General features: G+C 34.0%; 23 protein-coding genes. 6 read left to right on the forward strand and 17 right to left on the reverse strand.

Annotation, left to right across the window (positions count from 1 at the left end):
* Positions 1-11: 11 nt before the first annotated feature.
* The 4 genes from AC061C_RS03070 to AC061C_RS03085 all read right to left on the reverse strand — a co-directional run bounded on the left by AC061C_RS03070 (position 12) and on the right by AC061C_RS03085 (position 3,844).
* A complete protein-coding gene (locus AC061C_RS03070) occupies positions 12-995 on the reverse strand; it encodes a UDP-glucuronic acid decarboxylase family protein (protein ID WP_478289983.1) in 984 nt (327 codons plus the stop codon).
* 62 nt (positions 996-1,057) lie between these two features.
* Positions 1,058-2,179, reverse strand: coding sequence for a glycosyltransferase (locus AC061C_RS03075; protein WP_478289984.1), 1,122 nt, complete (start codon positions 2,177-2,179; stop codon positions 1,058-1,060).
* 6 nt (positions 2,180-2,185) lie between these two features.
* Complete coding sequence (locus AC061C_RS03080) at positions 2,186-3,211, reverse strand: glycosyltransferase family 2 protein (RefSeq protein ID WP_478289985.1); 1,026 nt, start codon at positions 3,209-3,211, stop codon at positions 2,186-2,188.
* Positions 3,212-3,844: an acyltransferase gene (locus tag AC061C_RS03085; protein ID WP_478289986.1), complete on the reverse strand. Its 633-nt coding sequence runs from the start codon at positions 3,842-3,844 to the stop codon at positions 3,212-3,214. It lies immediately after the preceding gene.
* Between the two features lie 220 nt (positions 3,845-4,064).
* Here AC061C_RS03085 and AC061C_RS03090 point away from each other — a divergent pair, with 220 nt between their 5' ends.
* From AC061C_RS03090 to AC061C_RS03105, 4 genes are all read left to right on the forward strand, one after another.
* A complete protein-coding gene (locus AC061C_RS03090; protein ID WP_478289987.1) occupies positions 4,065-4,301 on the forward strand; it encodes a lipoprotein in 237 nt (78 codons plus the stop codon).
* 80 nt (positions 4,302-4,381) lie between these two features.
* Positions 4,382-5,617 (forward strand): oligosaccharide flippase family protein, encoded by a 1,236-nt coding sequence (locus tag AC061C_RS03095; protein ID WP_478289988.1) that lies wholly within the window; start codon positions 4,382-4,384, stop codon positions 5,615-5,617.
* Entirely contained in the window at positions 5,610-6,512 is a 903-nt protein-coding gene (locus tag AC061C_RS03100; protein WP_478289989.1) for a hypothetical protein, read from the forward strand. Before AC061C_RS03095 ends, AC061C_RS03100 begins: the two co-directional genes overlap by 8 nt.
* Positions 6,509-7,732: an O-antigen ligase family protein gene (locus AC061C_RS03105; RefSeq protein WP_478289990.1), complete on the forward strand. Its 1,224-nt coding sequence runs from the start codon at positions 6,509-6,511 to the stop codon at positions 7,730-7,732. Before AC061C_RS03100 ends, AC061C_RS03105 begins: the two co-directional genes overlap by 4 nt.
* Here AC061C_RS03105 and AC061C_RS03110 read toward each other — a convergent pair.
* The 9 genes from AC061C_RS03110 to AC061C_RS03150 form a co-directional block, all read right to left on the reverse strand.
* Positions 7,658-8,866: a hypothetical protein gene (locus tag AC061C_RS03110; protein ID WP_478289991.1), complete on the reverse strand. Its 1,209-nt coding sequence runs from the start codon at positions 8,864-8,866 to the stop codon at positions 7,658-7,660. The genes AC061C_RS03105 and AC061C_RS03110 overlap by 75 nt on opposite strands.
* 35 nt (positions 8,867-8,901) lie before the next feature.
* The gene (locus AC061C_RS03115; RefSeq protein ID WP_478290035.1) at positions 8,902-9,033 is read right to left on the reverse strand and encodes a sugar nucleotide-binding protein; all 132 of its coding nucleotides are present in this window, start codon (positions 9,031-9,033) and stop codon (positions 8,902-8,904) included.
* Positions 8,975-9,766, reverse strand: a complete 792-nt coding sequence (rfbD, locus tag AC061C_RS03120; RefSeq protein WP_478289992.1) for a dTDP-4-dehydrorhamnose reductase — start codon at positions 9,764-9,766, stop codon at positions 8,975-8,977. The genes AC061C_RS03115 and rfbD overlap by 59 nt, the downstream gene beginning before the upstream one ends.
* Positions 9,754-10,305 (reverse strand): dTDP-4-dehydrorhamnose 3,5-epimerase, encoded by a 552-nt coding sequence (gene rfbC / locus AC061C_RS03125; protein WP_478289993.1) that lies wholly within the window; start codon positions 10,303-10,305, stop codon positions 9,754-9,756. Before rfbC ends, rfbD begins: the two co-directional genes overlap by 13 nt.
* 106 nt (positions 10,306-10,411) lie before the next feature.
* Positions 10,412-11,386 carry a hypothetical protein gene (locus AC061C_RS03130; RefSeq protein WP_478289994.1) on the reverse strand — a complete coding sequence of 325 codons (975 nt, stop codon included), beginning with the start codon at positions 11,384-11,386 and terminating at the stop codon, positions 10,412-10,414.
* A 7-nt stretch (positions 11,387-11,393) separates the two neighbouring features.
* Positions 11,394-13,073, reverse strand: coding sequence for a DUF6909 family protein (locus AC061C_RS03135; RefSeq protein ID WP_478289995.1), 1,680 nt, complete (start codon positions 13,071-13,073; stop codon positions 11,394-11,396).
* Between the two features lie 43 nt (positions 13,074-13,116).
* Positions 13,117-13,989 (reverse strand): carboxypeptidase-like regulatory domain-containing protein, encoded by an 873-nt coding sequence (locus tag AC061C_RS03140; protein ID WP_478289996.1) that lies wholly within the window; start codon positions 13,987-13,989, stop codon positions 13,117-13,119.
* Position 13,990: 1 nt separating this feature from the next.
* Complete coding sequence (locus tag AC061C_RS03145; RefSeq protein ID WP_478289997.1) at positions 13,991-15,496, reverse strand: GH3 family acyl-acid amido synthetase; 1,506 nt, start codon at positions 15,494-15,496, stop codon at positions 13,991-13,993.
* Positions 15,497-15,533: 37 nt separating this feature from the next.
* A complete protein-coding gene (locus AC061C_RS03150; protein ID WP_478289998.1) occupies positions 15,534-16,031 on the reverse strand; it encodes a peptidase in 498 nt (165 codons plus the stop codon).
* 219 nt (positions 16,032-16,250) lie between these two features.
* Between AC061C_RS03150 and AC061C_RS03155 the strand changes: the two genes are divergently transcribed.
* Positions 16,251-16,418, forward strand: a complete 168-nt coding sequence (locus tag AC061C_RS03155; RefSeq protein WP_478290036.1) for a Sec-independent protein translocase subunit TatA/TatB — start codon at positions 16,251-16,253, stop codon at positions 16,416-16,418.
* Positions 16,419-16,459: 41 nt separating this feature from the next.
* Here the strand turns inward: AC061C_RS03155 and AC061C_RS03160 are convergent, their stop codons facing one another.
* A complete protein-coding gene (locus tag AC061C_RS03160; protein ID WP_478289999.1) occupies positions 16,460-18,583 on the reverse strand; it encodes a Tex family protein in 2,124 nt (707 codons plus the stop codon).
* 53 nt (positions 18,584-18,636) lie between these two features.
* Between AC061C_RS03160 and AC061C_RS03165 the strand changes: the two genes are divergently transcribed.
* Entirely contained in the window at positions 18,637-18,909 is a 273-nt protein-coding gene (locus AC061C_RS03165) for a DUF1294 domain-containing protein (protein ID WP_478290000.1), read from the forward strand.
* 2 nt (positions 18,910-18,911) lie between these two features.
* Here AC061C_RS03165 and AC061C_RS03170 read toward each other — a convergent pair whose 3' ends face one another.
* From AC061C_RS03170 to AC061C_RS03180, 3 genes are all read right to left on the reverse strand, one after another.
* Positions 18,912-20,660 (reverse strand): SWIM zinc finger family protein, encoded by a 1,749-nt coding sequence (locus AC061C_RS03170; protein WP_478290001.1) that lies wholly within the window; start codon positions 20,658-20,660, stop codon positions 18,912-18,914.
* A gap of 132 nt (positions 20,661-20,792) precedes the next feature.
* The gene (locus AC061C_RS03175) at positions 20,793-22,697 is read right to left on the reverse strand and encodes a DUF3858 domain-containing protein (RefSeq protein ID WP_478290002.1); all 1,905 of its coding nucleotides are present in this window, start codon (positions 22,695-22,697) and stop codon (positions 20,793-20,795) included.
* On the reverse strand, positions 22,697-24,559 hold the full coding sequence (locus AC061C_RS03180) for a DUF3858 domain-containing protein (RefSeq protein ID WP_478290003.1): 1,863 nt from the start codon (positions 24,557-24,559) through the stop codon (positions 22,697-22,699). The genes AC061C_RS03175 and AC061C_RS03180 overlap by 1 nt, the downstream gene beginning before the upstream one ends.
* Positions 24,560-24,569 lie beyond the last annotated feature (10 nt).

Consider the following 24,569-nt stretch of genomic DNA (forward strand, 5'->3'; position numbering starts at 1 on the left):
AGGAGAGTAAACTAAAAAATATACTTTGAAAAATCCTTGTGCTCTTCTTTTGATAATTCTTCTTTAGATAAAGATTTAAAATAGTCATAGGTGATTTTCATTCCTTCGGCACGGTCTACTTTGGCTTCCCAACCTAGTAATTCTCTAGCTTTTGTAATATCTGGCTGGCGTTGCAAAGGATCGTTTACAGGCAACGGATGATATACTACTTTTTGACTAGTTCCTGTAAGTTTTATGATTTCCTCGGCAAAATCTTTGATGGTTATCTCGTCTGGATTGCCAATGTTTACTGGAAATACATAATCAGAATGTAATAACCTAAAAATACCTTCGACCTGATCATCCACATAACAAAAAGAACGGGTTTGCATACCATCACCAAAAATAGTTAAATCTTCACCACGAATGGCTTGGCCTATAAAAGCTGGAATAACACGACCGTCATTGAGACGCATTCTAGGTCCGTACGTATTAAAAATTCTAACAATTCTGGTTTCTACGCCATGAAAGGTATGATACGCCATAGTTATAGATTCTTGAAAACGTTTTGCTTCGTCATACACTCCTCTTGGTCCTATGGTATTTACGTTGCCATAATATTCCTCAGTTTGTGGGTGAACCAATGGATCTCCGTACACTTCAGAAGTCGATGCAATAAGGATTCTAGCCTTTTTAACTCGTGCCAAACCCAATAAATTATGCGTTCCTAACGAACCTACTTTTAAGGTTTGAATGGGGATTTTTAAATAATCAATAGGACTTGCTGGCGATGCAAAGTGTAAAATATAGTCTAAATTACCCGGGACATGAACGAACTTGGTGATGTCATGATGGTAAAATTCAAAATTTTCCAGCTTAAACAAATGTTCAATATTTTTTAAATCTCCGGTAATGAGATTGTCCATTCCTATAACAAAATAACCTTCTTTGATAAAACGGTCGCAAAGATGTGATCCTAAAAATCCTGCGGCTCCAGTGATTAAAATTCTTTTCATAGTATATGGGGACTTGTAGTTTACTGGTAACAAAAATAGTTATAATTATTGGGTTTGTTTTTTTAAATTGTAAACTGCTTTTGATGTAGAGCGTACTTATCGTTTACAAAGTTTTTTATCTCCATTTCAAAACGTTCTTTTGAGAATTTTTTAGCGTGTTCCCGAATCGTTTTGGCATCGAATTTTTTGGTTTTAAATAGGTCAACCGCAGCTTGTATGGATTCCGTTGTCTGTTCCTGAAAAAACAAACCCGTTTGCTCCGGAACCACGGTTTCAAGAACGCCCCCTTTTCCAAAAGCAATTACAGGTGTTCCACAAGCCTGAGCTTCGACAGGAGCAATACCAAAATCTTCTTCGGCAGCGAAAACAAATGCTCTCGCATTTTGTAAATAATGTTTGAGTTGCTCTTGATCTACAAAACCCACAAGTTGAATATTGGATTTGGCTATTTTTTGAATCGCTGCAAACTCTGGTCCCGTTCCCGCCACGATTAATTGATGATGAGGCATGGCGTTAAAAGCCTCTACAATAAGTTGCAGTTTTTTATACGAAACCATTCTGGAGGCCGAGAAAAAATAATCCTTTTTCGATTCTTGAAGTGTAAAAAAAGCGGTGTTCACTGGCGGATAGATTACCGTTGCCTCTCGCTGGTAAATACTTTTAATGCGTTGGGCAACATATTTTGAATTAGCAATAAAATGCGAAACCTGAGGGCTGTTTTTTAAATCCCATTCTCTCATTTTACGCAACACATATTGCGCATATTTTCCTTTTAAACCTTTGTTCAAGCCCGCATCTTGCAAGTATTGTGCTTGCAAATCCCAGGCATAACGCATAGGCGAATGACAGTAACAAATATGCAATTGCTCCGGTTTGGTTCGCACTCCTTTGGCAATTGACGAGGAAGAGCTAAAAACCAAATCGTAAGCACTCAAATCAAATTGTGACATGGCGCTAGGAAACAATTGCAAAAATTTCCGATGATTTGACTTCGCAGAAGGTAATTTTTGGACGAAAGAAGTAGCAGCACTTTTGCCATTTAAAATAAAATCTCGATCAGAATGGTTCAAAAAATCAATTAAGGCATAATGGTCAAAATCATCCCAAATCGAGTTGAGTGAATGAATTACTTTCTCAGCACCTCCATTTACATAATACCAATCGTTTATTAATGCTTTTTTCATTCCGGCTTACTGTGCTACTTTTCGAATTAGGAAATAAAAATAATAGGCGTATTTACCAAAAATAAAATTAAGGTAAAATAATGATTTGGGCAGCCAATGACTAAACAAATCCAATTTGGTGAGTTCTACTCGTAATTCTTTCAAAGTAGCATTGCTTGCTCCCACGTTCATTTCGAAAATATGAAATGCTTGTCGAACCATCAATTCTTGTCGCAAAGCATCTACTAAATTGCAATTGTATTGCGCACCTACATCTTTAGCAATTTGTAAAACGCCACGCCACATTTTGGCTCTAGCTTTCGCCGAATAAGCTCCGGCAATATGATGCGCTCCGTCCTTGGCTGATTCTCCAAACAATGGCGGATTGCCCGTACGACCGCCAACCGAAGGCTGTGCCAAATAACCAATTCCTTGTGTACAATAGGCATGGGCCGCTAGATAAATTTGATAATATAAAGTGCCGTCGTACTGCGTTGTGGATTTTTCTTTTGCCCAAGCGGTATTGATTACGAGTCCGCCAACAAAACCGCAAGACCTAAAAATCAACTTCGGATCGTCTCCTTTTTTGATACAACTTTCTGTTGGTAAAATACGCGAAACTCCGATGGGTTCCTTTAAACTTGTTTCAAAACGAACAAATGGTCGCGAGACCATAGCAATATCAGGATGCCTTTCGCAAAAGTCGGCAATATAACTTAAGCCCGCTTTCAAGAATAAATCGTCATTACCAATCAAAATAACCCATTTAAACTGAGACAAATCAATCAATTTTCGAATATTGGCATCGTAACCTAAATTATGTTCATTTTCATGATACTGTAAAACCACGTTTTTTTCACCCAAAAGAATTTGAAAACGCTCACTTATTTTCCTAATTTCTTTGCGTTCTTTGGAGCAATCTTCGGCTACAATTACTTCACTTGGCAGCAAATCCATTTCTAAAATAGATTGCAAAAGTGCCTCGTACTCTATAGGTCGTCCGTAGGCCGGAATAGCAATACAGTAACCGTTTTTTAAGGTGCTATTTTCCATTTATGGAATGCTTTTTATACAAACCGCAGGATTACCTGCTAGTACTGAATTTGCTGGAAAACTCTTTGTTACAACAGCATTGGCACCCACGATGGAGTTTTTACCAATAGTAACATTTGGCATAATGCTCACGCCTTCGCCTATCCACACGTTGTCCTCAATAACTACAGGACCTTTACTAACTAGAGAACGTTTGTTTGGTGGCGTTTGTAACGAAATTGCATCAACTGAACCATGAAAATGATCTGTAATAAATACTCTACTTGCCAATAGTACATTATTACCAATTGTTATCGAGTTCATGCAACCTATATGACAATCGTAGTTGATGCTTACATTATTTCCAATGGTTATTTTGGGTTGAAAAGAATGCCCATTATGGCGCTCGAAACATTCTAGTCGCAAGCGTTCAAAACAATAAAAATCGTCACCAATGGTAATGTTATGTGCGTTATGGAGGTAAATGGGTGCTTCTAGATAAAAATTCGAACCGCAGTTTTTAAAATTTCTTTTCACCATGAAAGCATAGATTCTGTTCTTAAAATACTTGCTGTACCTAAGGACCGAATACGAAATCAAAAAACTGCAAACATAAGCTAGAGCATCTACTAGTCGCATAACAATTTTTTTCATAGGCCTTCGGTATTCTAATTGGATCAAAATCTATTCACACAAAGGTAGTTTTTTTATGGATTTATAATAATTATCAGTACACAAACATCTACACTGTTTAGGAAGTATATTGGTGCTTTTTACAATTTAAAAATCTACTATGAAAGAGGCTCTAACTCGAAAAATTTTGTAGTGTGCTTTAAAAGAATTACATTTGAATTGATTTTTAATTTGATAAAAAATGAAGAAAATAGTTTTTAGTATTGCCATAATTGCATTATTAGCTGCTTGTCAAGAACCATCCAAAGAGAAAACAGAAACGGAAGCAAAAGGCAGGTACCAAATGTCAGTAATTCAACGTACTGATGGCGGTGAAGTTTGTTTGTTTATTTTGGATACTGAAACTGGTGAAGTCACTATGCGAGGAGACAAATCAGGTGCGTGGACCTCACAAGGGAGCGCTGATGATGCACAATAGTAACACCAAATAAAATTATTTTGAAATAAAACATAGAGGTTTTCGTTTTTGCGAGACCTCTATTTTATATACACACAATTGTGATTAAAAATGTCTTTTTAAGTTTTGGCATCAACTTTATCAACTTTCTTTTTCCGGTATTGCTTATTCCTTTTTACATCAATGTTTTTGGAATAACAACCTACGGATTAATTGCAATTTGTATTTCGCTCATCAACTATATTGCCGTAATCAACGATTACTCTTGGAGTATTTTAGGACCTGTGAAAATTGGTCAATTAGGTACTGACAGGCAAGCTTTAAATACTTATATTTCATCTGTAATTAACACCAAGACAGTATTGCTTATCCCGTCAATGCTATTGCTTTTGGTATGCGTACAATTGTACGCTGACATTCAAAACAATTTAATTTTGTGCTTATCATTGTTTGCATTGTTGTTTTCTAGATCGCAAAATACCCACTGGATTTTTATTGGCCTCAATAAAATTAATGTGTATTTTATCCTGAATACTATTTTCAAAATAAGTGCTATTGTCACACTAATGCTGCTCTTGCCAAAATTTAAAACCGTTGCTTTCGTGTTTTTTGTTCTCGCACTGTTTGATAGTCTGCAGTTTATTGCAGCGCTACTGTATTTGTATTTTAAATGTGAGTTTAGCTACCAGCGTACCTCTGTTGCAATGCTTACTGCGGAACTAAAAAGCGGTTTTAAAATGTTTCTGACCAACTTGAGTATTTGCTCCATCTTAAACTCGGGGACACTTATTCTGGGATTGTTCTTTGAGCCAAAAATTGTTGGTATTTATAGCGTTGCCGAAAAAATAATTATGCTTTGCAAACATACCATTGGCGTTTTATTTCAAGGTGTTTTCCCGAAAATTGTACAAATTGGGACACGTAATTTAGACCAATTGAATCGCTATTTGCGTTATATTTTTAAATCGTATTTGGTTTTGTATGGCTTAGGAATGGTAATTATTTGGTTTTTTGCCGATTGGATTGTTCCTTTTTTGAGCAGTCAAAATATAGCCGAATCCAGTTGGTACTTAATGCTGCTGTCTCCACTACCGCTTATTGCCGCACTCAATCAATCGGCTTACATGTCGGTAGTGTTGCATGAGCAAAAAAATATTTACTTTAGCGGTTACGGCTTTGGTTTACTGCTTAATTTGATTTTGTCGTTTGGGCTTACGTATTACTTTCATGTTGAAGGTATGATTGCAGCCTTACTTTTGACGGAGCTTTTTATTTGCTTGTACTTAAATTATAAAACCTGGACCAATAGCACATTAAATTTTTTCAAACATGATTAAGGTTGGATTTTTAGTTTCGTATGATTTCAAGTATTTGTACCAATCCATTCCTTTAGTTTATAAAGAGGCTGATTTGATTGTGCTTGCAATAGATAGAGAACGCAAAACTTGGAGTGGCAATGCGCTATTCATTGCTCCAGAATTTTTTGAATGGGTACGCCAATTTGATGTTTCGAACAAAATTATTTTGTACGAAGATACCTTTTACATCCCTGAAAATACGCCAGCTCAAAACGATACCAGAGAGCGTAATTTATTGGCACAAGCCATGGGAAAAGGCGGCTGGCACATTCAAATTGATAGTGACGAATATTTTAAAGAGTTTAAAGGTTTTACTGATTTTTTAAAACAAAACAAACACTATTTAAATAATCCTGAGCAACAACCCGTTGAAATTCAGGTACAATGGATCACGCTTTTCAAAAAAGTAGAAGGCGGTTTCCTCTACGTAAAAGATTCGCTCGATACTATTGAAGTAGCAACCAATTGGCCCGATTACAAATACATGCGTGCCACAAGACACTCTAATAAAATAATTACAAAATTCATTTTATTGCACCAATCTTGGGCCCGAGACGAAGACGAAATTTATACTAAAATAACCAATTGGTCCCACCGCGACGACTCTGATAACTTGGCTTTTTTTGAGTTTTGGAAAAAAATTAATCATAGCAATTACACCACTTTTACTAACTTACATGAAAACGATCCGACCAAATGGAATTCATTGGGGTTTATTGCAGAAGATGAAATTTATTCACTGCAATTAAACATCAGTACGTGGGATTTGTTTCGATTAAAATGGAAGAAAAAATTGATTCAATTTATCCGCGAATATTTACCACTCTGGATGCAAAATGGCATTCGAGATGCATTTAAAAAAATAGTAAAATGAAAGCGCTGCTCAAAGATGATCTTTTACTAGTATTCCTACTTTATCTCTTGGCTATTTCGCCAGTTTTATATTTTTGGGAAGCCTTTCAATCTATTACTATGATTGGGTGTAGCGTTCTTTTATTAACCAAGTTAAAGAAAGAATCTCTCAAAATAAATACTTTTAATATCCCTTTTATCGCTGTAGCGGTACTATTTTCAGCAGTTTGTTTGTGGTATTTCAGTTCCAAGAGCGTCAGCTTGCTAGCCAACACTTTATTGTTATTTGCAATTCCCTTGTGCAGTAGCTTTATATACCAATCTCAAACTTTCTTAAATCATAAAAAACGCATAATGCTCAGCTTTTGCAGCAGCGTAGGATTGCTCAGTTTTTATACAATTGTTTTCTACCTCATCGATATTCCGAACCATAATTTTAATTGGTATTTTGCCCGATTTAATATCGAAAATCACCTCCACATTCACGCCACTTATCTCAGTTTATGGATGGGTATTGCGCTTTTAATTCTCGCTAATATTTGGATAAGCAGTACCGCCAAAACCAACATCAAAAACGTATTTTATAGTTTTTTTTGCTTGGTATTTGTAGCAGGTTTACTCATTGTTAATTCGCGCATGATACTATATGCGATGCTATTCTTGGGAGTTTTATTGTACTATTTTTATGCTATTAAAAGCAATCAATTGGCATTTTCTAAAAAATTGGTATTTATACTTTTTATAGCGTTTTGTGCTATACTTATGCTTTCTCAAAGGTATTGGGAAGATCTTGTTTTTTTGTTCGAAAATAAGCTCGCCACTTCCTCTAGGTACACTATTAATTATTGCAGTTTACAAACTATTAGCGATTCTTTTTTACTAGGAACAAACCCAAACACGCTTCAAAGCAAACTCAATGCTTGCTATGATCAGTATGGTTTTTCGGAATTATCAAAAAAGAACATTAACTCTCACAATCAATATTTGGATTACTTTTTAAAAGGCGGTGTATTGCTATTTGTGGCTTTTGTTACGCTTTTGTTTACCAAATTGCGATTGGCCTATCAAAAACAAAATTACTTGTATTTTTCAGTCACTTTATTGTTTTGCTTTGCCTTTCTAACTGAAAATATTTTGGTTCGCCAATACGGCATTTACTGCTATTTTTTATGCGATATTCTGCTGTTGGGAACTATTGTCCCTAATAAAAGTCATAACACAAATAAAATAAAAAAAAGCTAAAGTGGGAATTAATAAAATGCAGCCGTCACTTAAACACACAAATAAGTAAGTGATCACACCCATGAAATAAATAAAGTTGTTGTTTTTTGTTTTTAAAAAAAGGTAAACGGGTGTGAAAAAAGAAATGCAAAACAAAGCCAATCCTATCAAACCAAATTGTTTAAAAATAGACAAATACACGATTTCTTCAATAGCATTATATACCGTGCTTCCAAAAAAGGTGATTTCGTTTGATTTTCTAATTTGCAGAATTCGTCCCCCTAGATTCGAGTCCAAAATAAAACCTCCAAGCGAACCGTATTGAAAGTAACGCGTCATAATAATTGAACCCAAAAACAGCAACAAAAGTCCGCCCAACAAATAAACTTTGAGTAATTTCAGGACTTGGTTGCGATACAAAAACAGAAAATAAAAAATCAAACCAATCCACACTGTTCTCGATAAAGTCAGTAATAGCGCCAATACCACAGTGATAATTTTTATTTTTGATTTGGTGTTTTGGTAAAAAACTGGGAACAACATAAGGGTACAAACCCCAAAAATATTACCGTTATTATACGTTGAAATCAGTTTACTAACGGAGCCACGCTGATTGAATTTGGAAGTATCTAACTCCCCTAAATCACCAGCATTAACGGTAAAATAAGGAATCTCTAAAAAATGCCCCACAACCTGCTTGTACACAAACAAGAAAATTCCGTACACGGCCACAATAAAAACTGCTTGGCTAATAATACTAGCAATGTAAGTTGTACTTATTTTTTTTATAAACGAACTTAAAAAGATATAAAATAGTAACGGTAAAAAAACAAAACTTACGTAAAACGAAATAAGGTTCCCTAAACTTCCTTGATAGCCATTTATAAGCAAATGAAGCGTGAAATAAGCTACGAAGGGTAAAGTAGCTACGTAAGCAATAAAAGCCTTATTCGGAACTTTAAACTGACTTTTAAGCCCAATAATAAATAGACTTAAAACCAATAAAAAACCCAAATACAAATATCCCCAAGTGATGGGGATACCTGCTATTTTAAAACCTCCTTTGGGGATAACAACCAATAAAAATACCGCCAAAAGAAAAACAATTTCCCGGCATTTTACGTTAGTCCATTTGATTTTTAAAACATTTTTCATTCGTTTATTGTAAAAGCCTATCCGGAAACATGTGGCTATTGCTTATTGTTTTTTAAGCTATCCTCCCAAGATTTAATAGAGATGCCAAAAACGGTTTTAATTTTTTCTTTATTTAAAACGCTGTACCTCGGACGCTTTGCAGGTGTTGGATAACTGCTTGTTGAAATAAGGTTGTAGCGCGATAGAAATAGAGTTTATTTCGAAAAATTTTTGTGCATATTCAAACCTACTACAGGAACCTTCGTTGCTATAATGATACAATCCATGAGCTTGGTGATTGGGATTGTTTGATGCAAAAAGGATAATTTGTACTAATGCATGAGCTAAATCAACTGCATGTGTTGGCGTGCCAATTTGATCGTAAACAACTGATAAGGAATCTCGTTCAGCTCTTATATGCAACATGGTTTTCATAAAGTTACCTGCAAATTGCGAATACACCCATGAGGTTCTAACGATGAAATAAGCACTAAAAACCGCTTGAATTGCTTTTTCACTAGCTAATTTTGTTTGCCCATGCACACTTTGCTGATTAGGCGAAACGGTTTCTAGATAGGGCTCCAATGCAAGTCCATCAAACACAAAATCAGTTGATACATGCAATAACTGCACATTAAATTCATCACACACTTCGGCTAAATATTGTGCAGCGGTGGTGTTAATTGCAATTACTTTTTCGGGTTCTTGCTCTGCTTTATCAACCGCAGTATATGCATCTGCATTGATACAAAAATTGGGCTGATGTTTTTCAAACTGACTTTTAATGGCAGCTTTATCCGTTACATCTAGCGTTTTTGAATTGCAAAAAACAAAATCGATTTCAGCATATTCCTTTGCAATATGATGTAAGGCTTGACCTAACTGACCGCTGGCACCAGTAACGAGCACTACCAAACGCATTTGGCTTGATCTAAGTTAGGTAAAATTTGATCTTTATCAGAAATCAATAAATCCGCATCCGAAAATTTCCAATCAATTTGCAAAGCAGGATCATTATATTTTAATCCACCCTCCGATTCTTTATTGTAAAAATTGTCACATTTATAGAAAAACGTTGCTGTTTCGCTAAGTACCACAAAACCATGTGCAAAGCCTCTTGGTACAAAAAACTGCCTTTGGTTTTCGGCAGAAAGTACCACCGAAACGTGCTCCCCGTAAGTTACTGATTCTGGACGCAAATCGACTACTACATCAAGTACTTCACCACTCAAAACACGAACCAATTTAGCTTGAGCGTAAATACCGGTTTGGTAATGCAATCCTCTCAGTACTCCTTTGCTTGAGAACGATTGATTGTCTTGCACAAAATGAACTTCCTTTTGCACACCGTCTCGAAACGTTTTGGCATTGAAACTTTCCATAAAGAAGCCTCTTTCATCCTGAATCACTTTGGGTTCAATAATGAAACAGCCTTCCAGTTTGGTTGTATTAAATGTCATAAACTCTTTAATTTTTTTCGTTTGACAACTTTAAACTTTAAATTATTTGTAAGAAAATATTTTATTTTAAAACGGTTCTTCCTGCCAAACTGATTATATTGGTCTACTATTTATTGTATTTAACTTTAAGATTTTGATAAAAACCAACGAACAAGCTACCCAATAAAAAAATTCCAATAAAAACAAATGGAGCTAAAAATTTAAGTTTACCATTGATAGATTTTACATTTTTAATGTTAGTAACCAAACTAACTTCTTTAATAACACTATCGAAGTTAATTTTGTCTAAACGGTCACTACCTTGTTGCTTGATTATGGCTTCCTTATTTTTTATCAAGTCGTTTACTTGTGTGTTTTCGTTGTAATATACTAAACTGCTGCTTGATCCTTTTGGATTGTTGCTAAAGTTGTTCAGTAAGGTATTTATTTGTTTGAGTATCGAATCATTCTCTTTGCGGCTCGTTTCAAGGTTGTTCAGATTTTCTTTTTGGATATCCGAGAAATACTTTGAATCATTCAAATACGCCAGCAAAGGTTTCACAAAATCATCTTGACCTACTTTCTTAGCTGTAGAGATCGACAGTTGATGAAAAGGATAATTCTTGCTAGTCAATTCGTTTTCTAATGACTTTGCGGCACCACCTTCATCTGCCATGAGTTTTACTAACTCTAGACGTTGCTCATTGTTACCCACAAATTTATAGACGTCAATGACTGGAGTTACCTCAATATTTCGTAATTTGATACCGCTGTCAAATCCTATTTTTTGTAAAAACAAGCTGTCGTTTTCTTTGATTTTGGCATTTAGCAAAGCAACTTTACCATACAAATAATCTGTAGATCCAAAATTAGGCATGACAATTATTTCATGATCATAGGCTGTTCTGGATTTATCCAAAAATAGGCCAAGCGCTGCACCCAAAACGAACAATACGATAAGCACCAAAACATTTCGTTTCAGGAACAAAAAACCTTCAAATAGTCGCAAAAAAACACGATCTATAAAAAGACCCATTTTAGTAAATATCAGAGACAAATCAACTTCTTGATCACTTGAATTAAGCGGCCTATTTTCGTTCATAGGATAATTATTTTACGTTGAAAATTTGTTCCAATATTTTAATAGTAATCAAATACGTAGGTTTTACTCCTGTAGTTCCCAATCCGCCTGAAGCTAGAGTGCTTCCGGTTTCAAGTGGATTATCAGAGGCATAATATGCATATCTTACTTTGACATCGTGCGGCACACTTTTTCTGATTTTTGATGCCGATTGAATCGCTTTTTGGTAATAAGAACCCTCCATTTCCAGTCCGATAATTCCCCAAGTCGATTCGTGGAAAAATTTTAATAAATCCCTGTTTTGCAATGATGTTCCTAGTACCGTTACCATTGGACCTGCAAATACAGCAATATCGTTCCCTTCAAACATCTCAGCGGACAATTCATTTTCAAAGAAATAATTATCAGCTGTTCCTTCGTTGATGTGCGCATTCGGAATCATGATATCGCCTTTCCCTCCTTCTAAAATCCCTGCTTTACCCATTATAGAAACCGATTCTACATTGAGCAAAGTTTCTTTTTTATAGGGTTTTAATAATTCATCAATGGTTTCATAGGCTTGTTCCCCAAAAGCATAATCCATAACAATCAATACCGGCTTTTTATCTCCTGTATTGGCTTTAGGAAAAGATGATCTCGCCCAATCAATTTTGGCTGTATCAAAAATTTGTACGTCAATATTAGTTCCTGATGCATCTGGCAACGAGATCATTCCTTGCTTCAAAGCAACTGCCGTTACTTGATTGCGAACCTCATGTGCCCCAGATTTACTTAACTCCTCATAAATAAAGAAATCAGACTTGTCTTTGAACTTGGTTTTCAAAACTTCGGTAGCAAAGATAGAATTCATTACACTGTGCATGTTTGCACTGATCACGTGAATTGGACGGTCTAAAAGTTGATTTTCTTTTAAAACTTCTTTGATATTGGTAGCCCAAATTTCTCCGTGAATATGGTGTCCCAAACGTTCCCTCAAAATAGGACTAAACGTTATGGTTCTCTTGTTATCTTCAACGATTTCTTCAATCGCTAATTTTCCTAACCAAAAAATAACGTGCAAGAAGCGATCTGGTGCAGCGGCGGAACCAAAGGCATCATAAATATCCAGTACTTCTTCAAATCTTCGTCCTAGAATATTAGCAGCGTGCGAAATCGCTTTCTCTTTTTCTACCAAAGTTAGTTTCTTCTTTTGAGAAACTGCTTGCTCTAATTTGATCCAATCGCGAGAAACTTCACCAGAATCATCTAGTAAAACTCTATTTCTAATTTTGTGTGATTCAATGAAAATAAACGTCAAGTGTGTCAGAATATCATAAATATCTGATCGTCCTCTTGTAATTTCTACATTCATTTGCTCCTCATCGATACGGTAACAATTGCGACGTCTTTTGGGAGGAACTATTGCCTGAAAATGCGATTTTGAATACCCTTCTTCTGATGTTAAATTGATAAACCTACATTCTTCAATACCAACTGGCAAACGCTCGATTACATACAAAAGTCCGTTTAATTCTACTTTTTCATCTGCAATATTTCCATATATTTCTGGGCTTAACGCTAATAAAGCTTCGCGCAACGTATCACCTGAAATTCCCATTGGCTTATAAAATCCTCGGTTAAAAAGATGACGCATCGTGATGTACATTTTTTCGATGGCTGCCGATGATTCTTGCGCTCTGGAGCGTGATATATTTTTTGTTTCTTTCATTTTCTACTTATTTTCTAACCTGCAAAGGTAGTTTTTTTATTTTCTAATTTGTTAAAGTAAGATTAATTGCGGGTTCAGTTACTTTATTTTTATATTTTCCCTCACGAATACTTTTTTTAGTTTGTATCCATTTACCACCTCTAAATTCAAATGTATTTTCTAATTCTACTGGATTGCATACAATACTTGGGGCAAACGTTATATATTCTCTATTTTTATTTGAATTTTTTTCTTTGTAATTTAATTTAATCTTATTGCTTTCAATAATCATCCATTCAAAAGCTATAAAAATTCCGTTTTGGGGTACTACTAAATTATATTTAGTTAAGTCAATTTTATTTTCTTGATTTCCTTTTTTAACCGCTACAATAATATCTTCATCTAATAAATCTAACCCTGGAGTCCCTTCTTTATTTACTTCGAAAATTCTTAATTTGAAGGTGGCGTTTTTAATTTCACTTGTTGTGAAAATAATAGTATTTTTAATAAATGGCGTTTTTGAAAAATCATTGCTATAATTAAATCGTTTGGCGTAAATCCACGGAACGCCGCCTGGTAAGTATGTATGATTTATGTTCTTAGAGCCTCCAATCTCAATTTCTACTGTGCTTTTACTTTTAGAAATAACCACCTCATCCAACTGAAAAGCTGTTTCTTTCAAAACTACTTTTTCAGCTTCCGAAATTTTAACTTTTTTGGTTTCAAAACCCAAAGCAGAAAAAATTAAAACCTTATTTTGATCTTCTAAATGAATAGAAAACGAACCATTTTCCTCAGTTGTTGTTCCAATATTTTCATTTTCTACCCAAATATTAACATAAGGAATGGGCTTATTACTCTCATCAAGAACGATCCCTTTAATTTGTGAATACATGCAAGAACTCACGAATAATAAAAACAGTGTAAATTTTTTCATTTTATAATAGTAATTTTTCTAATTGATCCACGATACTTCTATCATTCGAAAGTCTTGGAATCTTGTTTTGTCCCCCCAGTTTACCAATTGATTTCATGTACTCTTGAAAACCGTTTTTAACTACTTGAGTAACCACCAATTTTTGGAGCACTTTGCCCACAATCAAATCATCATAATACATGTTTTGTTTGCGCATGGCATTGTCCAGCGCTTCCGCAAATGCTACGTAGTCTTCTGGTTCTCCCGATGCTTCGGGATCAAACTCTATAAACCATTCGTGATACGGCAATCCCTCGGATGGTGTAATTTGTGGCGCCACCGTAAATTCATTAATTCGAATAGTAGTACCAATAATAGCTTCTTGCAACGCACTCTCGACTTCTTTACCAATAACATGTTCTCCAAAAGCCGATATGTAATGTTTGATTCTACCCGATACAATTATTCGGTACGGTTTTAAACTCGTAAACTGAACGGTATCGCCAATATTATACCCCCAAAGTCCCGCATTGGTAGAAATTATCAAAACATAATTCACGCCTAATGCTACTTCGCCGATCGTATATCGTCTAGGATTTTCAGTATAAAACTCGTCACTTTTTATAAATTCATAAAAAATTCCGGAGTTCAACAGCAGCAGCATTCCTTTTTCCTTTTGCGAATCTTGGTACGCAAAAAATCCTTCCGAAGCCGGAAACAATTCAATACTATCTACTTTTCGACCTATCAAATTTTCAAATTTGGCGCGATACGGTTCGTAATTCACACCGCCATAAATAAACAAATTAAAATTTTTAAAAATTTCGCCAATAGGCTTCCCTCCTTTTTGATGCAACTTCTCAAAATACATTTGCACCCAAGAAGGAATTCCTGAAATAACCGTCATGTTTTCATTAAATGTTTCCTCGACAATCGCATTTACTTTAGTTTCCCAATCTTCAATACAATTTGTCTCCCAAGAAGGTAATCTGTTTTTTTGAAGGTATTTTGGAACAAAATGCGCTACAATTCCGGATAACCTTCCTAGATTTATTCCGTTTTTTTCTTCTAAAAGCGGACTTCCTTGCAAGAAAATCATTTTTTCATCTACAAAATCAGCTTTACCTGTTTCGTGAATGTAATGTAAAATCGCATTGCGAGCGGCCTCAATATGAAACGGCATAGATTCCTTAGTCAACGGAATGTATTTGGCCCCCGACGTTGTTCCAGATGTCTTAGCAAAATAGAGCGGTTTTCCCTTCCATAAGATATTTTCTTGGCCTTGAACCACTTTGTCCACATACGGTTTTAGCGCCTCATAATCCCGAACTGGAACTTGGTTAGCAAAATCCTTCTCATTTTTAATTTGGTCAAAATGATGGTCAATACCAAATTGCGTTTGCTTTGCCTCTTTGATTAATTTTTGTAAAACTTTCTTTTGCGTTGCAATAGGATTATTGGCCCAAAGTTGGGTTTTCTTGTATATTTTTTGTGCAAATAATTTTGCTGCAATTGATTTTATTGACATTTTAATTTTTGTTCTTTAAAAGATAAAAATCGATTTTTTACTCTGTTTTTGATTTTATAGAAAGCGATCTCTTTTCTTCTCTAGCTACTTGTTCCCTGAGTTCCAATTCTTGCTTTGATGCGGACAGATCGGCTTGAGAAGGCACATCATCTGCGGTAGAAAGTATAGAATCTTTATTGAATTTTGCATATTCTAACTCACCCGTCAATACTTTTTGAATAGACTTGATATAGACTTCGTTTTTTTTCAACGCTCGGGACAAAGAATCTGATTTCAAGGCCAATTCAAGGGCGTCTTTCTTTAATTTTGAGGAAGAATATCCCGGTATAAACTCTCGTAATGGGGTAAAAGCTATAATAAATGTAGTGACAAAAATGATTAAAATTGCTCCTACACTTGCAACCAAAAATACGTTCATTAACGTGAGTTTCAAAGAAAATGTTTCTTCAAAAGTATCTTCGTTCAATATGATTAAACGTCGCTTGTTGAATAGATTTTCCTTGAGTTTGCGCCTTCTTTGACTTTTACTGGACATATCATTTGATTATCGAACAAATATAACAATTATTGTTCATGCTTGTATTGGCATATTTTGCTAGCATTTTAAAGCTGAAAATTTTTTTAATGAATTTTTAACGCTTTTGAAACCAAATAAACGTACCGAAATCTGTTTCTGTTAACTAATTCTATATACCTTTGTAATCTATATTTAAATATTAGAGATATGAACTTTTTAAACATAACTTTAGGTTTCATGCCAGGTGGTTCAGAGTGGATTTTAATCATTGCTGTTGTTTTACTCCTTTTTGGTGGTAAAAAAATTCCAGAATTAATGAAAGGTTTAGGAAGCGGGATCAAAGAATTCAAAAACGCTGCTAAAGACGGTCAGCCAGCTGATAAAAAAGAAGAAGAAACAAAATAAAAAAAAGGCTTTTCATAATTTGAAAAGCCTTTTTTTATGATTTAAAGTATCATCGTCAGCTGAATTCGCTTTCTATCCTCATCTACCTCAGTTACTTTTACGGTAACGTGCTGGTGTAACTTGACTACCTCGTTAACATCACTCACAAATCCTGCTTTGAGTTGAGAAATGTGTACCAAACCACTTTCCTTAATACCCAAGTCTACAAAACAACCAAAATTGGTAATGTTATTGACAATTCCGTTCAAAATCATTCCTGTTTTTACGTCTTTAATGGTTTTTACATTCGGGTCAAATTCGAAAACCTTAGCTGCTTTTCTAGGGTCTAAACCAGGTTTTTCTAATTCCTTAATAATATCTTTTAAAGTCAATAGACCGATTTCAGCCGTAACATAATTTTCTGGTTTGATTAAGGCTGTTTTCTCCTTGTTTGCAATTAAATCAGTTACTTTCAACTTCAAATCTTTAGCCATTTTTTCCACAATTGAATAGGCTTCAGGATGAACAGCTGAGTTATCCAATGGGTTTTTCCCGTCTTTAATTCGAACAAAAGCAGCACCTTGCTGAAAGGCTTTTTCGCCCAAACGAGGTACTTTTTTGAGTTGCTTTCGATCCTCAAAAGGACCATTTTCAGAACGGTAAGTAACAATATTTTCGGCTAGCTTCTCTCCTATTCCACTCACATAACTCAACAAATGTTTACTCGCCGTATTGATATTGACACCCACAGAGTTTACACATCGAACCACAGTGGTATCCAGTTCTTCTTTCAATTTACTTTGATCCACATCGTGCTGGTATTGGCCTACTCCAATGGCTTTTGGATCAATTTTTACCAACTCGGCCAAAGGATCACTCAATCGGCGACCGATAGAAATCGATCCACGAACCGTGACATCATAATTAGGGAATTCCTCACGAGCGATTTTTGATGCAGAATATACCGAAGCACCCGCCTCTGAAACGATAAAAACTTGAACCGCTCTATCAAAAGCAATTTTCTTGATAAAGAACTCGGTTTCGCGCGAAGCCGTTCCGTTTCCTATTGAAATTGCGTCGATATTATAGGCGTTTACCATCGATTTTATCTTTTTCATGGCCATAGCGGTTTCGTTTTGTGGCGCATGCGGATAAATGGTTTCGTTGTAGATTAAATCGCCTTTTTCATCTAAGCAAACTATTTTACAACCTGAACGAAATCCTGGGTCGATGGCTAAAATTCGTTTCTCGCCCAAAGGTGGCGCTAGCAATAACTGCCCTAAATTAGTAGCAAAAACCTGAATCGAATTGGCATCAGCCTTTGCTTTCGCTTCCTGTAAAGCTTCGTTTGATATAGCAGGATTGAGCAACCGCTTGTAGCTGTCTTCAATGGCTAACTGTACGTGTGACGTAGCTGGACTGTCTGCTTTTAAAACCAATTCGTCAATAATATCATAGGCTTCATCCAGATCTACTTCTACTTTAAACTTGATAAAACCTTCGTTTTCGGCACGAAGCATTGCTAATAATCTATGCGATGGTGCTTTTGTCAACGGTTCAGACCAATCAAAATATTGGTTGAATTTTTGAGCGCCCTCTTCGTCTTTTTTGGTTTTTACTACTTTGGTTGTAATGGTTGCTTTTCTCTCGTACAGGCGTCGCAATTGTTTACGAACAAAAATATTTTCGTTGATCCATTCGGCAATAATATCCCTTGCACCCTGCAAAGCTGCATCTTCATTATTGACAGTATCGTTCAAATATTTCGTTGCTAAAAAATCAATATCATCTTTGTTTTGAGCCATGATGATTTTCGCTAAAGGTTCTAACCCATTTTCACGAGCCACATCAGCTTTATTTTTTTTCTTCTTTTTGAAAGGTAAATACAAATCTTCTAATTCCTGTAAATCAAAACTTTGCTGTATTTTTTTGTCTAATTCTGGGGTTAATCCGTTTTGCTCTTCAATTGATTTTAGGATTGCTTCTTTGCGTTTTGCAATTGCTTCATATTCTTTTTGAAGCTTGGCAATGTGTTCAATTTGTACTTCATCTAGATTTCCAGTGGTATCTTTTCGATATCGGGAAATGAACGGAATCGTGCAATCTTCTTGTAAAAGTTGAACTGTTTTTTGAATGTTTATGGCCGCTGTAGCGACCTGTTTTTTAATGAAATCTATATTTGTCATTGTCTCTATTTTCTACGGGCTAAAATAATATCTTTGACTTTAATTTAAATCAAATGACTGTTTTATTCTGTTTCTTTTTTGTGATAAACCTAATTGCTTTTGCGAGCATAGGCTACGATAAATATTTAGCTAAAAATCAAAAAAGAAGAATTCCTGAACGTACTCTTTTAAGTTTTGTATTTCTTGGCGGAACAATTGGTTCAGGAATTGCAATGCTACTTTTTAGACATAAAACAGCCAAAAAAAGCTATTTATGGAAGTTTTTTGTGGTTATTATTATCCAAATTTTGACAATTACTTATTTTAACATTTTGTATCAAAACTGACTTTAAAATAACTTATCTAATTCTTCTATCATTGCGGGACGTCGAGGATATTTCTTTTTTAATTTTCGGGCAACTTCAAAAATGCGTTCTTTTTCTTTTGGATAATCTTTTATAATTGACTTCATCTTGTTGGCTAAATCTTTATATTGACTTCTTCCATCGCTTTTATCTGCTTCTTTTTCAAATACGGGAATAATAGTATCTAATAACTCATTCGGATATGTTTTTAATAAGTAAGGATAATAACTTAAAATTGTAACTAAATTTTCTTGTTTTTGAACAAGAGCTAAAAGTCTGTCCCAATAATTTTCCTGAATATATATAGGCCCTAACCTATAGAGTAAGTTACTGTTAAGTGAATTATAGTTATGGAGCACATGGTTTTTAACTGTGTCGTTTATCTTTTTAGTAACTGTTGAAATCACTTCTTCAATTGTCTGTATCCATTCTTCATCTTGATAAGTACTTTTCCATTGTTTATAATAGTTGCTGTCCAATGTTTGTCCCAAAGCGAATTTCCTTGAAAAATAACGCTCTAATTGAATGTCTTTTTCTAAAACTGCTATTGCTAACAATTTTTTTTCAAATTGAAATACGGTTCCTGAATGTCTTTTTGATTCCGCTATTTTTATGCCTTCACTTATCAGTTTTTTTGCTAGTTCATAGTCCTGATTTTCAATATTCCCATCAATTTCAATATTTCTAATATCTGGTATATCTAGGTTTTGCTGAATGATTCTCTTTACTTCATCATTATTACCTATATTTAATAAATACGAAATTTTTGTTTTTATAAAAAACGCTCTATCAAAATCGATATCCTTTGCAAATTGTATTTTAGAATCTAAATATTGAATAAAATCTTCTTTTCTATCGGTTTTAATAGAGAATGTGGCATAGATTTCTGTTAAATCATAACCAAAATTTCCGTAATCGAAATAAATTTTGTCCTTAAGTTCTTGTTTTAAAAAATCAGTAATTTTTTCCTTAAAGTCAAACGATACAGGAGCATTAATCATTTCAGCTAAACTTGAAATGGCTTCGTTAACATTTTCAAAAACATAACCGCTACTGTCATCACAATATTCAACAACTTTTATAACCTCTTTTATAATAATTTGATAAAGAACCGTTGCGTCCCGATAATTATTCTTGGAAACATATTGTTTAGCAACGTCTAAATATTGATTGAGTTCTTTTCCTAATTTATTGGATGCCAAGTAATCAATATAACCTCTTGATGTATGTTTTTTAATTGTTTTTTTTATAATCTCAACATACTTTTTCTCTAAATCAAATGATTCGTTTTTTTCTGAAAAATACAATTCAAATTGATCTTTAAAATTTTTATTAATTTGAGAATATTGTTTTATAAAATCTTGATACTCCCTTAGCTCTATTTTATTTAAAAGGACATCAAAAGATAGTTTTCGTTGCTTTGTTACTTTTTCTATATTAGCTGATTTTGGTAGGATATCAGTACTTTTTTCTTCTGAAATTGCATATAATACTGCTACTATGTGCTTGCATATATCTCCATAATCATAAGGACAATCGCAAGAGTATAGCTTAATACTTTCTTTACTTCCTACCTGTATTTCAATAGTATAGTCATCTGTTCCTGGTACGTTTGCAGTCCAATATCCTTTTTTTATTTCTTTTAAAAATTCAACGGAATCGTTGTTGAAATATTCTTTTCCTCTTTTAAGAATAACTGGATCAATCTGTTTTTCAAAATCCTGAAGTGTCATAAATTTATTTTTTAAATTACATTATAAAATCTAAATAATTCTGTTTATTAATCACTTCATAAGTAACTTTCGATTCGGTTGATGAATTATTAATTTAAAAACATTGATCTTGAACTACAAGCCATTAATAACTTATTTCTTTGGTCTCAACACTACCGATGCTTTGATAAAATCGGAAGATGCATTCACTACATTTCTGTATTCTTGATAGGTTTCTTTTGGGTAATTTATGGATTTGTAAATCTCTAAAACCTCAATAATTAATTGGTTTCCTTCGACTTTTGCGGTGGATTTAAATGAGCAATTTTTGCTTTCGTCTCCACCCATTTTTTTGTCAATTACCAAATCTTTGAAACTTTCGACCTCATACCCTTTTGGAATGTCAAAAATTATTTTGTGCTTGTATGTTTTGGTGTAGTAGATGTCTACATCCCATTTTCTTTCCGTTTCTTGGTATAAATTAAATTGTTTTCCAATCACTTTTCCGAGGTTTACAAGCACCAAATTTCCAGCATTTTCAGTTAAGGATTCATTGGCTTCAGCCTTAACTTTTATGGTATATGGCGTATTAGTATAGTTGTATTTGAACTCTTGATTTTCGAAAGTAAAATTGGCTAATTTTAAATCTAATTCTTCTCCAAATACCCTCTTTTTGATAAAGTCGGTAAGTGTTTTTTCGTCTTCATTTTCTTTGATGTATTTCACCCAATTTCTATACAACTGCCCGTCATATCCAGTGTTTGAATATGTTTTATCAATGGTTGCAGTTGTTAAATCGTCGGAAAGCGAAACGACACTTTGGGTTTCGTTGACGGTAAATTCTGCAGGAACAATTGGGAAAGTTATTTCATAATTCTCTTTATTGGCAGCGTTATAAGTTCTCCCTTTTGAGCCTTGCACTTCATACATTGGATAACCGTAGGACAAATATTTCTCGTAAGGAGAAAAGAATTTTTCGGTTTCGATGATGTAATACATAAATTCGTGTGACAAGGGTACGACAAATTTTTCGACGTCCACTTCCCCAACAAAACGCGACATTCCAACGACCACTTTATAAGGAATTTTCAATTCTTTGAGTGTAAATCCATATAAATCGAAAACATCATTGGCCGTTAATTTTTGCTTTCCGCTATTTAAACTCGTGATTTTTTGAGCCGTTTCTCCTTTGCCGATAAAATCGAAATTAGTTTTTATGTATTCATCGATTTTGATTAATTTTTCCTCTGTTGATTCGGTTCCAACGTTTAAATTTTGAATAAATTCTCTCGCTTGGTTTTTCTTAAAAAATTGAAAAGAAGGTTTAGAAAGATATCTAGGTAAAAAAGTACTCCAATTGTAAATATCCATTCCTGGTGTTGAAACCATATAAATTAACTTCACTAAATTCTTTATGTTTCGGGCATTCGATTCTTCTTTATAAGGCGGAATATTAGTCGCTGTTAAAGTGGTTTTACTGTTCGAACCTGTTTTTTCGAACTCTGGTGAAGCAAAAGTTTCAAATTTTACACCTTCTTTAGAATAAGTAAATTCGGCGAATAATACTGGGATTTCTTTTTGGAAAACTTCGACTCCATAAGACATTGGGTTTTCTTTTATGATAAAATAATATTCCAAAATATCGCCTACTTCTACTCCTTCAAAAACTATCGATTTGACTTTATCCTCAGTTGTTTCGATAATTTTTTCTTGCGGTAATAATTTTATTTCTCCATTAGGTTTTATTACTCGAGCGTGAAAATCCCGAACGTCTCTGATATAGCCATTGTCTTGGGCTTTTATTTTGTTGTATTTATTGATTTCCTCTGCTTTATTAATTTTTATGGCAAAGTGATTCATTCCAAAGGTGGCGAATGCATACCCTCCAACTCGTGTATGAATCCAGCGTTTGTCAAGCAAAACTACTGCAGGTTGATTTTTATATTCTTCTGGGATTTCTTTGAAAGTTGGTTTTTCATCCCAAGTGTAACTTTTTATTTCTTGAGAATAACTTTGAAACGACAATAATAATACAAAAATTAGGGTAATTTTTTTCATCATTTGGAGAGAATTATAGATTGGTTGTATTGTTTGGTTAATGCTTTTATAAAAGAATTCCAAAGTGCAAAATCTTTGGTTTCCAAGAGTAATTTTTTGGATTCTATTTTTTGGATAACTTTAATCGAATTATTAACCAGGTTATATTGAATATCATAACTTCCCAAATCGTTTTCTGTTTTGGCATTTTCTGGCAAATATTCTACTTTATAATCCATTGGCAACTGGTATTCATACTGAATTTCATAAACATAAGCCAGGTCATTTTCGATTGAGAGTTTTCTTTTTTCAATATCAATCAAGCTTTCTTTTAAAGGAAAAAGCAAAAGGGATTTTACCAATAATTTGCCGTTGACATCTTTGACGCCATTTTCTAGTTTCAATTTAAAAAAAGCTTTTGAAGGCAATTCTTGATAGTCGTTTTTTTGCAATTCTTGAATTTCTAACTGAATTTTTTGGTTGTTTACCGTAAGCGTATTTTTCCAAATTTCATTTTCTTTTTGGATATTAGCCGAAAGACTGTTCAGTAAATAACTCTTGTTTAATCCTGAAATAGTTGTAGTTACATCTCCAATTATGTTATTATTTTCTAGATTTAGTTTCAATAAAATGGTTGTTTTATTCTTGATAGATTCTACAATTGGAACCATTTCTAATCTAAATTCTTTTTCTGATTTACCTATCAAAGCTTCTTTACCTTGAATCATAGAAGATGGGAAAGTAAACGGACAAAATTTATCAGTGGCATCGAGAAAATAACTTTTTCCGTCAATAACAAGATTGGTAATCATATGGTTGTCCACTTGTGGTGTTGGAACTTCTTCATATTTATAAGGTTTAAGGCGTGTTCCAATCCAAGTTAGATTAGATTCCAGTTGGGCATATTGCAACATTTGGTTCAAAAGATTCGCCATATCCTTGCAATCTCCATAAAATTTCTGAAAAATATCCGATGCTTCTCTGGGAACAAATCCGCCCATTCCTTCTTCAAAAGCTACATAATGTACATTTTGTTGTACCCATTGGTAAATTGCTTTTGCTTTTTCTAAATCTGTTTTTTTATCTTTTATCAGCGCAAAAGTTTTGGTTTTTAATGCTGTTTGATCGGTTTTATTGATGTCTTTTACAAGCGAATAATACCATTGATATAATTTTTCTGGAGTTCCTAATACTTCTTTTTTTTTACCCTCTTGTTCATAACTTTTAATGTAATAAATGAGATGCGGTATAAAATAAAGAGAGCTTGGCATATCTTTTTCTGCTTCGAATTCTGGAATATCGTTGGCCTCCCAAGTATAAATGTCTAAATTTCCTTCCCTTGTTTTGGTGAAAATTATTTTGTCTTGATAATTTCCAAAAATTTTATAACCTATTTCCGTTGTGGATTGACATCTAATTTGGAATTTTGTTGCCCCTGTTTTTATTAGATTTTGAAACAAGAATGTCGATAAAAACTGAGGTTTTTTAATTTTATTTTTATACGAAAATTCAATTACCGAATTGTCTTCTACTTTTGGAAGTACAAAATATTTGAATTGGTTGTCGCTTTTATAAACATTTTCGTATTCTGCGTCGAATGTTCCAATAGCCGAAGATGTCAAGGCTTCCGTCTTGTTTGTTCTTATAATGAATGTTGAACCTTTTATATTTGAAATTTCGTTAAAACTATTAAAGGGAATTCTAATGGAATATTCCTGTGTGTTTTTGCTTTTTGAAATTCCCCTACTTTCTGTTACAAAAGACTCAATTTCTAAAGTTTTTCCGGAATTAATAGTAACTGTTTCGTTGCTGTAAATTATTTTTGACTTTTCTTGAGAAAATACTGTAAAAGAAAATAAAAATAATGCTATGTGCTTTTTCATTCGATTTAAT

This window comes from Flavobacterium sp. GNP010, assembly GCF_056428945.1.